The organism is Clostridiales bacterium (assembly GCA_030016385.1).
Classification (GTDB): Bacteria; Bacillota; Clostridia; order Clostridiales; family Oxobacteraceae; genus JASEJN01.
On record JASEJN010000004.1, the window covers coordinates 92,915 to 104,703 of the forward strand.

General features: G+C 36.2%; 8 protein-coding genes, 1 tRNA gene and 1 other RNA gene. 9 read left to right on the forward strand and 1 reads right to left on the reverse strand.

From position 1 onward, the window contains the following. Positions 1 to 191: 191 nt before the first annotated feature. Both ppdK and QME45_01990 read left to right on the forward strand, forming a co-directional pair. A complete protein-coding gene (ppdK, locus tag QME45_01985; protein ID MDI6617430.1) occupies positions 192 to 2,825 on the forward strand; it encodes a pyruvate, phosphate dikinase in 2,634 nt (877 codons plus the stop codon). Between the two features lie 129 nt (positions 2,826 to 2,954). After that, entirely contained in the window at positions 2,955 to 3,680 is a 726-nt protein-coding gene (locus tag QME45_01990; protein MDI6617431.1) for a class I SAM-dependent methyltransferase, read from the forward strand. A gap of 160 nt (positions 3,681 to 3,840) precedes the next feature. Here QME45_01990 and QME45_01995 read toward each other — a convergent pair whose 3' ends face one another. Next, positions 3,841 to 4,902 carry a CotS family spore coat protein gene (locus tag QME45_01995; GenBank protein ID MDI6617432.1) on the reverse strand — a complete coding sequence of 354 codons (1,062 nt, stop codon included), beginning with the start codon at positions 4,900 to 4,902 and terminating at the stop codon, positions 3,841 to 3,843. A 508-nt stretch (positions 4,903 to 5,410) separates the two neighbouring features. Between QME45_01995 and dnaG the strand changes: the two genes are divergently transcribed. The 7 genes from dnaG to rnpB all read left to right on the forward strand — a co-directional run bounded on the left by dnaG (position 5,411) and on the right by rnpB (position 11,677). Further along, a complete protein-coding gene (gene dnaG / locus QME45_02000) occupies positions 5,411 to 7,192 on the forward strand; it encodes a DNA primase (GenBank protein MDI6617433.1) in 1,782 nt (593 codons plus the stop codon). Between the two features lie 42 nt (positions 7,193 to 7,234). Then, positions 7,235 to 8,290 carry an RNA polymerase sigma factor RpoD gene (rpoD, locus tag QME45_02005; protein MDI6617434.1) on the forward strand — a complete coding sequence of 352 codons (1,056 nt, stop codon included), beginning with the start codon at positions 7,235 to 7,237 and terminating at the stop codon, positions 8,288 to 8,290. A gap of 213 nt (positions 8,291 to 8,503) precedes the next feature. Next, positions 8,504 to 8,580, forward strand: a tRNA-Ile gene (locus QME45_02010). Between the two features lie 97 nt (positions 8,581 to 8,677). Further along, positions 8,678 to 9,367, forward strand: a complete 690-nt coding sequence (locus tag QME45_02015) for a class I SAM-dependent methyltransferase (protein MDI6617435.1) — start codon at positions 8,678 to 8,680, stop codon at positions 9,365 to 9,367. After that, on the forward strand, positions 9,358 to 10,476 hold the full coding sequence (locus QME45_02020) for a Nif3-like dinuclear metal center hexameric protein (protein MDI6617436.1): 1,119 nt from the start codon (positions 9,358 to 9,360) through the stop codon (positions 10,474 to 10,476). Before QME45_02015 ends, QME45_02020 begins: the two co-directional genes overlap by 10 nt. 121 nt (positions 10,477 to 10,597) lie before the next feature. Continuing rightward, on the forward strand, positions 10,598 to 11,302 hold the full coding sequence (locus tag QME45_02025) for a hypothetical protein (protein MDI6617437.1): 705 nt from the start codon (positions 10,598 to 10,600) through the stop codon (positions 11,300 to 11,302). A 7-nt stretch (positions 11,303 to 11,309) separates the two neighbouring features. Beyond that, an RNA gene (gene rnpB / locus QME45_02030) (RNase P RNA component class A) lies at positions 11,310 to 11,677 on the forward strand. Positions 11,678 to 11,789: the final 112 nt, after the last annotated feature.

Here is an 11,789-nt window from a genome sequence, read left to right on the forward strand (position 1 = left end):
TTTAAAAAGATATTTACTAAAAATGACTATATATATATAATAATAGTTGTGTTTGTATTTTAAATATCATAGTGATATTTAAAATACAAACACAATTTGGCCGCTTTTTGATTTATGAAAGGACACTTTTTTTCTTACATATTAAATTGAAAGTGTTTAACACAAAATAACAGTTTAGGGGGCATTTAAACATGGATAAGAAAAAATACGTATACCTTTTTAGTGAAGGTAATGCACAAATGCGTAATCTTTTGGGCGGAAAAGGTGCAAACTTAGCAGAGATGACGGTAATAGGGCTTCCCGTACCTAAGGGATTTACCATTTCTACGGAAGCTTGTATAAGTTACTATGAAGACGGGGAAGTTATCAACGATGATATATTAACCCAAATCGAAGATCATCTTAAAAATCTTGAAGCTCTTACTAAAAAGAAACTGGGAGACGCAAAAAATCCATTGCTTGTTTCGGTGCGTTCAGGTGCAAGAGTTTCCATGCCAGGTATGATGGATACAATATTAAACTTGGGTTTGAACGACGAAACTGTATTAGGCCTTGCGGCTCTTACACAAAATGAAAGATTTGCATATGACAGTTACAGGCGTTTTGTGCAGATGTTCAGCGACGTTGTCATGCAGATCGAAAAGCCTAAGTTTGAAGCTATTTTAGATGAGGTAAAGGCGGAAAATGGTGCAAAATACGATACTGATCTAAATGCTGATAATTTAAAAGAAGTTTTAAAAAGATTTAAAGAATTATACAAGAAGGAAAAAGGTGTTGACTTCCCGCAGGATCCAAAAGTTCAGTTAATAGAAGCTGTCAAAGCTGTTTTTAGATCATGGAACAACCCAAGGGCCATTACTTATAGAAGGCTGAATGATATCCCGGGAGATTGGGGTACAGCCGTTAACGTACAGCAGATGGTATTTGGCAATATGGGGAATACATCGGGAACAGGTGTTGCATTCACAAGAAATCCTGCAACAGGTGAAAAAGCTATTTTTGGTGAATATCTTGTCAATGCTCAAGGTGAAGATGTTGTTGCCGGCATAAGAACTCCTCAGCCGATCACCAAGATGAAAGATGATCTTCCGGAGGCTTATACTGAGTTCATGAGGATTGCCCAACTCCTTGAAAATCATTACAAGGATATGCAGGATATGGAATTTACGGTTGAACAGGGGAAGTTGTTCTTCCTGCAGACGAGAAACGGGAAAAGGACTGCCCAGGCTGCTTTAAAGATCGCTGTTGATCTTGTAAAGGAAGGACTTATAACAAAAGAAGAAGCAATATTGAAAGTTGAACCTAAGCAACTGGATCAGGTACTTCATCCTACTTTTGATACTACAGAGTTAAAAAATACAAAACCGATTGCCAAAGGACTTCCGGCATCTCCAGGAGCTGCGAGTGGTAAGATTGCATTTACCGCTGAGGAAGCAAAGAGCCGCCATAAATCAGGTGAGAAGGTCGTACTTGTAAGGCTTGAAACATCTCCAGAAGACATAGACGGAATGGTTGCTGCAGAAGGTATATTGACTGTAAGAGGTGGTATGACATCCCATGCTGCTGTTGTAGCGAGAGGAATGGGAAAATGCTGCGTAGCCGGATGCGGACAGATCAATGTAGATGAAGAAGCAAAGAAACTTACTGTTGGAGGAAAAACATACGGGAAAAACGATTATATTTCCTTAGATGGGTCGACAGGTTATGTATATGATCATGCTATAAAGACTGTAAGACCTCAAATAACAGGATATTTTGCAACATTTATGTCATGGGTTGATGAGATAAGAAAACTTAAGGTTAAAGCAAATGCTGATATCCCAAGGGATGCTAAAGTTGCCGTAGAGTTTGGAGCAGAAGGCATAGGACTTTGCAGGACAGAGCATATGTTTTTTGCTGAGGATAGGATACCTGCTGTAAGGGAAATGATAGTTGCAAAGACTGTAGAGCAAAGGAAAAAAGCTCTTGCAAAGATTCTTCCAATGCAAAGACAGGACTTTATCGGATTATATGAAGCTTTGGGCGATAAGGGTGTTACTATAAGATTCCTCGATCCGCCGCTGCATGAATTCGTGCCTCACGATGACGAAAGCATTAGGGAGCTGGCAGACCAGATGGGGATCAAATTTGAAGAATTAAAGGAAACTATTGCTGGTCTCCATGAGTTTAATCCTATGATGGGACATAGGGGCTGCAGGCTTTCAGTTACTTACCCGGAGATTGCTGAAATGCAGACAACTGCTATAATAGAAGCTGCTATATATGTGACAAAGAATAAGGGAATTAACATCGTGCCGGAGATCATGATACCTCTCGTCGGTGAAGTTAAGGAACTAAAATATGTAAAAGATATTGTGACAAAGACTGCGGATGCATTGATCAAAAAATCAGGAATAAAAATGAAATATCTGGTTGGAACAATGATAGAGGTGCCAAGAGCTGCTCTTACTGCCGATGAAATAGCTAAGGAAGCCGAGTTCTTCTCTTTCGGAACGAATGATTTAACTCAGATGACATTTGGTTTTTCGAGGGATGATTCAGGCAAATTCCTTGAAAGCTATTATGAGAAAAAGATATTTGAAAGCGATCCGTTTGCAAAATTGGATCAGGTTGGAGTCGGCAAGCTTATTAAGATGGCTGTAGAACTTGGAAGGAAAACAAGGCCGGATATCAAGCTCGGTATATGCGGAGAACACGGCGGAGATCCATCATCTATTGAGTTCTGCCATAATGCAGGGCTGGATTATGTATCATGTTCACCGTACAGGGTGCCAATTGCAAGACTCGCAGCTGCACAGGCACAGGTAAAAAATCCGAGGCCGTAAATATTTGCAAGAATAACTTTCTAAAGCCTATACATCAAGGCTTAGAAGGTATAAATACAAAATAAAGTATGGGTATTGCTCCTTGGTGATTTAAGGACAGTACCCTATTTTATTAAGGAGAATGGCAAAATGGAAGAAAAAGAGATTGAATTTTTAGATAGCCTTAAGGCATGGCTTGAAGAAACAAAAGATACAAAATTAGAGGCGATGGATCAGTTCTTTACAGTACGAGTTCAAGATTATGAAGAGCATATGTCTACATGGAAAGATTCCTATAAGTGGATGGCCCAGATTATTCCAGAAGATGCAAAAGAACTGCTTGATATAGGATGCGGGACCGGCTTGGAACTGGACTATATTTTTAAGCGATTTCCGAAAATGAAAGTAACAGGCATTGATTTTGCAAAGTCTATGTTAAACGAGCTTGAAAGAAAGCATGCAGATAAGAATCTTTCGCTGATTTGTGAAGATTATTTTGTGGCGTCTTTTGGAAAGGAGCGTTTTGATGTGGCGGTATCCTTTCAAACATTACATCATTTTAAACCGGAAAAGAAAATCCTAATTTTTCAAAAGCTATATGAAAGTTTAAAAGATGGCGGCTGTTATATTGAATGTGATTATATTGCAACATCTAAGGAGCAGGAGGATTTACTGTTTGCTGAATGTGAACGTAGAAGAAAACGGGATAAAATTCCCCAAGATGTGTTTGTACATTTTGATACACCTCTGACTCTGGGTCATGAAATTAGTTTAATGAAACAGGCAGGGTTTGAAAAAGTTGAATTGATGGGATACAAAGGAGATAACCATACACCGATGATTGTTGCCACTAAGAAGTCGGCAACTGTTGACTAATATGCATTAACTTGCTTAAAAGGGTGCTTCTATTATGATTGCAGATGCTCGGGCACAGGTAAAAAGTCCAAGATAAGGTTAAAATAAAGCTCAGGTTAATTTCATGAGCTTTATTTTTGATGAATTTTCAAGAGTATAAAATAATGAACCTCACGGGAAATCATAAAACATTGTACTTGGTATTTAAATATAGCTTGAATCTATCACAAAAATCATCATGGTCTTTTTTTTGCTCGCATATTTTAAAAATAGCTGCATTAAATATTTTCTTGTTGCATTCTTTAATATTATTATAATAATCCCTGGATATCTTCCAGTATTTCTGAGGAAATTCCAGAAAAGAGTATAAAGCCAATAATTCATCTGATGAAAGGGATCTTTGACTCTCATAGTTTTTCAAAGTCATCATCAATATATTGAAATCCCAGCTTGTATTCTTTCGCTTTAAAATCCTTTTGAGAAATACACCAAGGTCATGTACAGGCAGATCTATCTTGCATTTGTCAAAATCGATTACGTAAAGCTTTCCGCCATCGGTTATAATAATATTTTTATTCACATAATCAAGGTGGCATATAGTATTAAAATCATCTGTAGTTTTTATCAAATTTTTACTATTTATTGTACTGAATATATGTACAGCATGTTGTGCCCTCTCGGAAAAATAGTCAAAATATCTTAAATATGACTTGGAAAAGTCATCTTTTAACGCCGAAGCGAGATTGTAAAATTGAAGAAGCTGAAGATATCTCCTGTTGAATGTCCTGTACCAGTTTGGAATATCCTTCCTAACAAAACTTCCTTCAATCGGTATAAAACCGTATGAACATTTATGGATTTTTCCGAGATTTAAAGAGGCTGCACATATATCGTCACCTATGTCATAATCACATTTTCTTCCATTTATCCAATCGGTTACAATAAATAGGTTGTTTTTATACTTTATATATCTTCCTCCGTGTTTTGTAGGGAGCATTGTGGGTATATTTATTCCGGCGTTAAAAAGCCATTCCATAACCGAGTATACAAAGAGAAGGCTTGCTTCATTAAAATATACCTTCTTCAAGCATTTTGGACCGGCATCTGTCTCGATTTTATATACCGCCCTTTGCTTATCCGTATCTTTAAACTTTATGGGGAGGATATTATAGACTTTAAATGAATAATTAGATAATATTGCTTTATTTATTACGTCATGAGGCAAATATTCTTTAATGCCCATTAAAACACCTCAAAAAATAAAACAAAATGTTCATTATAGTATATGAAAAGCTGTACGTGATATTCTTAACTTCGATTTGTAATCTGGAAATAAATAAAACTTGAAAATCTGGCGAATGAATGTTCAAAATAACATAAGCTTATATTACAAATTGAAGTAAATAAAAGAAGGGATAACGATATTTTTATCGTATATATATAAAGGTTTATTTCAAATTCAAAAAAATATAGGGAATGATGGAACAGAAAGGTAAATCAAACAGTATAAAAAGCAGCGAAAAATAGTAAAATATCACTATTGGAGCACTTATTAATTTCTTGTAATAGTTGAAAAGCCGTAAAGGTGAAAAATAGCGAACGAAATCTTCAAAACAATATTATTTGCTCTCACTATAATTACATGTTAATAACCAAGGAATATATATGTAGATTTTAAAATTTTATGATACAAATAAGAAGGAAAAAATAAAAATATATCGAACAATAATATATAAATGAGATGATGGTTAATGTATATACAGGAAGATAAAGTTGAAAAAATAAGGGAAAGCAATGATATTGTAGATGTTATTTCCGATTATGTATCTTTGCAAAAAAAAGGCAAGAATTATTTTGGGCTCTGTCCTTTCCATAAAGAAAAAACTCCATCATTCAGCGTCTTGCAGGATAAGCAGATATTCCACTGCTTTGGGTGCGGCGCAGGCGGAAATGTTATTTCATTTATAATGAAATACAGGAATGTTGATTTTATTGAGGCTGTTAAAATACTTGCTGAAAGAGCAAATATAGATATATATGAAGGCAATGATTATAATTATCAATTAAAAAAGGAAAATAAAGAAAAAGTTTATGAAGTTATTAAAGAAGCGGCCAGGTTTTTCTATAGGAATTTGCAAAAAGATCAAAGTGCGTTACATTATTTTAAAAACAGGGGGATAAGTTCAGACATCGTAAAAAAATTTGGATTGGGTTATGCATTAAATAGCTGGGATTCTCTAAATAAATATTTAACTGACAAGGGCTATAAACCGGATTTGATGGAAAAGGCCGGCCTTATAATTAAAAAAAGTGACGGGAAATATTACGACAGATTTAGGAATAGAGTTATGTTTCCTGTTTTTAATGTAGGAGGAAAAATTATCGGGTTTGGAGGAAGAGTGTTAGATGATTCGAAGCCTAAATATTTAAATTCTCCTGAAACGATAGTCTTTAATAAACGAAACAATTTATATGCCCTGAACATAGCAGTTTCAGGTGGCAATGATAGGAGGATCATTATAGTAGAAGGATATATGGATGCCATAGCCCTTCACCAGTATGGGATAAAAAGTGTTGTTGCATCGCTGGGTACTTCTCTTACTAAAGAACAGGCTAAGCTTTTAAAAAGATATTGTGATGAGGTTTTGATTTGTTATGATTCGGATGTAGCGGGGCAGACAGCGACTCTAAGGGGGCTTGATATTTTAACTGATGCAGGATTTAAGGTGAAGATAATATGTATACCTAAGGGTAAAGATCCGGATGAATATATAAGGGCAGAGGGTAAAGATGCATTTTTAAAATGTATTGAAGGTGCAATGCCGCTTATTGAATATAAAATAAAGCGAGAAGCTGAGAAATTCGATATATCAACAACGGAAGGCAAAATAGGATTTACTAATTCATGTGCCCGGATAATTAAAGAGACAAATAATCCGGTTGTCATTGATGCATATGTATCCAAAGTATCTTTAGATACGGGAATATCTGCCCAGGCGTTATATGATGAGATAGCAAGGGCAGAAACAGCAGATGGCGCCCATGATAAAAAAGATAGTGGGTATAATTATGATATTGATGGACAAAAATTATACTTAGAAGCTGCATATATCAAAGCTGAAAGGTTTATATTGTATATTTTATATTCAAGAAGGGAATTTTTCAGCTTGATTGAGAAAAGGCTTTCATGGGAAGATTTCAATGACGAAACATATAAAAAAACTGCTGAGATAATGTATAGATTTATAAAGAATGGTAAAAGCATAGTACCAGGAGAAATAATCGATTCTTTTAAGAATGATGATGAGATGAAAAAGGTAAGCAGTATTTTTAGCATGGAGCTGGCGGATGACAGCAATTTAGAAAAAATGATAAATGATTATATAGATTTGATAGATAAGACAAAGCTTAAAAAGATTAAAACCGATCTTATGCAAAAGATGAAGGTATATGAAAAAGAGGGAGATGTCCGGAAATCCGCTGAATTACTAAAGAAAATAATAGATATTGAAAAGCAACTTAAGGTGCGATAGTTTTGAAAGGAGGTAATATGCTTGAAAACAGGAAATACAAAGATGGGGATCGTAAAGCAGCTTATAGAGAAGGGTAAAAAGTCGGGAACGCTAACATATAAGGAAATAATGGATGCACTTGAAGAGATAGACTTGAGCCCCGAAAAAATCGAAAAAGTGTATGATATATTGGAATCGATGGGTATAGAGGTTGTCGGGGAAGCTGAGAATGCATCCAAGAATGCAACAGATGAAGATGAAAATATTGATTTGTCTCTGCCGGAAGGTATAGCTATAGATGATCCTGTAAGAATGTATTTAAAGGAAATAGGCAAAGTGCCGCTTCTTTCTGCAGAAGAAGAGATAGAACTTGCAAAGAGGATGCAAAGGGGCGATGAAGAAGCCAAAAAGAAGCTGGCAGAAGCAAACTTGAGATTAGTTGTAAGCATTGCAAAAAGGTATGTAGGAAGAGGCATGCTGTTTCTGGATTTGATACAGGAGGGAAATCTTGGACTGATTAAGGCTGTTGAGAAATTTGATTACAAAAAGGGATTTAAATTCAGCACATATGCTACATGGTGGATAAGGCAGGCAATTACAAGGGCTATAGCCGATCAGGCAAGGACTATAAGAATTCCTGTCCATATGGTTGAAACGATAAATAAATTGATAAGGGTATCGAGACAGCTTCTTCAGGAATTAGGCAGAGAACCTACCGCAGAAGAAATAGCAAAGGAAATGAAGATGCCTGCCGACAAAGTTAGAGAGATTATGAAAATCGCTCAGGAACCCGTATCGCTGGAGACGCCGATAGGAGAGGAAGAGGATAGCCATCTGGGTGATTTTATACCCGATGATGAAGCCCCGGCTCCGGCTGAAGCTGCGGCTTTTACATTATTAAAGGAACAGCTCATAGATGTTTTGGATACGCTGACTCCTAGGGAGGAAAAAGTATTGAGGCTGAGATTTGGCCTTGATGATGGAAGGGCAAGGACGCTGGAGGAAGTAGGTAAAGAATTTAAGGTGACAAGGGAGAGAATAAGGCAGATAGAGGCGAAAGCGTTAAGAAAACTCAGGCACCCAAGCAGAAGCAAGAAGCTAAAGGATTACTTGGATTAATATAAAATACAGAGGAAAAAAGAGTTAAATTAAATAATATTGCCCTGTTGATTAGATAAACTATTTTAACGCTTTGTTTTGAGATTTGAATTTATCGCCAAAAATAAATATAATGTGATTTGTCAAGTTAATTTCTGATATTGGGTGTATATTTTATATTCGAAGAATATTCTTCAAATAATCTTTATATACTCTCTAATATCCAGAAATTAGGGGCCTTTAGCTCAGCTGGTTAGAGCAACCGGCTCATAACCGGTCGGTCCGGGGTTCGAGTCCCTGAAGGCCCACCAGAAAGCTGTCACACGACAGCTTTTTTTGTATATGTTTCCCACATTGGAGATTTTCACACTGAGAGGTTCAAATAGGCTGAAATAAAGAGGATGTTTTATGCGTTTAACGCCAAGATTATTATGCACTGCAAGCAAAATAAAAAAAGGATCGCGGCCTGTTGATGTAGGAACTGATCATGCTTATCTGCCGATTTATTTAGTCGAGAATGGTATATGCAGCAGGATTATTGCATCGGATTTAAGGTATGGTCCTTTAAAGAAAGCTCAAAAAAATATAGAACTTTTTAATCTTAAGGATAAGATAGACTTAAGGCAGGGATTCGGTCTCTCTCCCATAAGAGCGGGGGAGGCTGATTGCGCTGTAATTGCGGGTATGGGCGGTTTGCTTATATGTAAAATATTGTCCGACGGTATAGATAAAGCGGATGATATGTCTTATTTTGTGATACAGCCCATGCAGGAAGTCCCGGAGGTAAGAAAGTATTTTTACAGTAGTGGATATACTATATATGACGAAGAACTTGTAAAGGAAAGGGATAAGATATATCAGGTTATTTCTGCCAAGCAGGGGCTTGAAATAATCGATGATAAAATATATTATGAAATAGGGAAGAAATTAATTGAAAAAAGAGATCCCCTGTTGAATGAATTTATTTCAGGTAAAATAATTAAGATAGAAAAGATAATCAAAAAGATAGAGAAAATCAAGACTTTGAACGTGCAGGATAAAATATTTTACTGCAGGACGAAAATATCAAGGTATGAGGAAGTGCTAAGATGTCTGTAAAATGCAAACAAATAATTGATATAGCCGAAGAGGTAGCGCCTGCTTATCTTGCGATGAAATATGATAATGTAGGGCTTTTGATAGGTGACGAAAATTCTATGATAAGTTCAATATTGATTTCCCTTGATATAAATGAAAAAGTTATCGATGAAGCAATAGAAGATAAATGCAATATGATAATATCACATCATCCCTTGATATTTAACCCTCTGAAGTCTATAAATGTCAGGGATCCTAAGGGGAAAATGATACATAAACTGATAAATAATAATATAAACGTTTATGCTGCTCATACTAATTTAGACTGTGCAAGTAATGGTATAAATGATTTTTTGATGCGCAAATTGGATCTTGAAAATGTTGAACTCATGGGCAGATGCTATAGAGAAAAGTATTACAAGGTTGCCGTATATGTACCGGAAGATTTTTCAGATAAAGTAAGAGAGGCTATGTGCAGCGCAGGGGCGGGTGCTATAGGAAAATACCGAAACTGTACTTATAATATTAGCGGGGAGGGAACATTTATGCCTCTTGCGGGGAGTTCACCTTTTATAGGCAATGTGGGGCATACAGAGCATGTCAGGGAAACCAAGGTAGAAACTATAACGGATTCAAAAAGATTAAACACTGTAATTTCAGCAATGCTCGGTGCTCATCCATATGAAAAACCCGCCTATGATATATACCTTCTGGAAAACGATTTTAAAACTTACGGATTAGGACGCGCCGGATATCTGGATAAAGAAATAAGATTTGGTGATCTATGTGAGAGAGTAAAAAAAATGCTGAATATCGAATATTTAAGAGCTACAGGCAATATAGAAAAGACCGTAAGGAAGGTCGGCATATGCAGCGGAAGCGGTTCAGATTTAATTGAGGAAGCATTCAATATAGGATGTGATGCATTTATAACGGGCGATATAACTTACCATCATGCATGCGATGCTGAGAATATGGGTATGTGCCTTATAGATGCCGGACACTTTGAAACTGAAAATGCATATATGCCGGAATTTTGCCGTATAATCAAGGGAAAGATTACAGAATGCAATTATGATGTAGATGTATTATTATCAAAGAAAAATAGCAGCCCATTTTATAAAGTATAGATTTTATCTATACTTTTTGTTTTTTCCAGGATGCAAGCTTTAGAATCCGCTGTATTAAAATTCGGCGGATCTTGGTTTGACACAATTTGAATAAAAATTGCATATTAAAGGAGTGATCTCTATGCTTCAACTTGAGCTTTTATGGAAACTGCAGTGTATCGATAAAGAGATAAATAATTTCAGAAAAGAATTAAAAGACAGGGATATCTTTGAAAAATTGAAAGAATTAAAGGAAAAATATCGCATTGAAATAGATGCAGTAAACAGCAGACAAAAGATATTACAGGATAACAAAAGCAAAGCCATAAGGCTTAACAGCCAGTTAAAATATGAAGATGAGAAGTTGAAAGAATGCAGTTCCAACCTATATAGAAGTGGTCAGAATATCAAATCCATAGGCGGTATACAAAAGGAGATTCAAAAGCATAAATTTTCCATAGACAAAATTGAAAATGAGCTTTTAGAGATTATGGATGGGAACGAAAAACTGGAAAAAGATTTAAATGATAGAAATGGTATAATATCGGATTATAAAAACCAGCTTGAAAATCTTAAAGAGACTTTCGTTAAGAAAAAGAGTGCAATCGATAAGAAGATCGAACAGAATAATAAATTAAAGAATAGCCTTATAAAGGACATTGACAGGGATTATCTAAATAAGTACAATGAAATTGCGTGTAAAAAAGGCAGTGCCGTATCGCAGGTAACAGACGGCATATGTATGGAGTGCGGGATGAAAGTTAATACTATACTGAGTGATGCATTGAAGAGGAAAGATGCCATATATTACTGCGAATATTGTGGAAGAATATTATATTTGGATTAAAATGAGGCAAGCAGGCCGGATGGTCGCTGCTGCAGAAAAATGCTGTAGGAGAGGAAAGTCCGAGCTCCACAGGGCAGGGTGCCGGGCAATACCCGGTGAAGGCGACTTCAAGGAAAGTGCAACAGAAAATTACCGCTGAAAAGATATGCTTTTTGCATATCTAAAGCAAGGGTGAAAAGGCGAGGTAAGAGCTCACCGGCCTTACTTAGGCAACTAAGAGGCCGTGTAAACCCCATCCGGAGCAAGATCAAATAGAGGAGCATAAAGGGGCTGCCCGTCCCGCTTCAGGGTAGAATCGCTTAAGGTATCTGGCAACAGATATCTAAGATAGATGGCCATTCAAGACAGAACTCGGCTTATAGACCTGCTTGCCAAATATTTGATTACTTTTTCATCAACAGGATCATTTAGCCTTATCTTCAATTCGCGATTTGAAATCAGGCATAAGTAGGATTATGTTATTTTGAGCAACGAATGAGCATTATGA

Coding starts and splice junctions, on each gene's coding strand:
- QME45_02015 (MDI6617435.1), top strand. CDS start 8,678: ATGCGTTTAACGCCAAGATTATTATGCACTGCAAGCAAAATAAAAAAA.
- QME45_01995 (MDI6617432.1), bottom strand. CDS start 4,902: ATGGGCATTAAAGAATATTTGCCTCATGACGTAATAAATAAAGCAATA.
- QME45_01990 (MDI6617431.1), top strand. CDS start 2,955: ATGGAAGAAAAAGAGATTGAATTTTTAGATAGCCTTAAGGCATGGCTT.
- QME45_02025 (MDI6617437.1), top strand. CDS start 10,598: ATGCTTCAACTTGAGCTTTTATGGAAACTGCAGTGTATCGATAAAGAG.
- QME45_02020 (MDI6617436.1), top strand. CDS start 9,358: ATGTCTGTAAAATGCAAACAAATAATTGATATAGCCGAAGAGGTAGCG.
- ppdK (MDI6617430.1), top strand. CDS start 192: ATGGATAAGAAAAAATACGTATACCTTTTTAGTGAAGGTAATGCACAA.
- dnaG (MDI6617433.1), top strand. CDS start 5,411: ATGTATATACAGGAAGATAAAGTTGAAAAAATAAGGGAAAGCAATGAT.
- rpoD (MDI6617434.1), top strand. CDS start 7,235: ATGGGGATCGTAAAGCAGCTTATAGAGAAGGGTAAAAAGTCGGGAACG.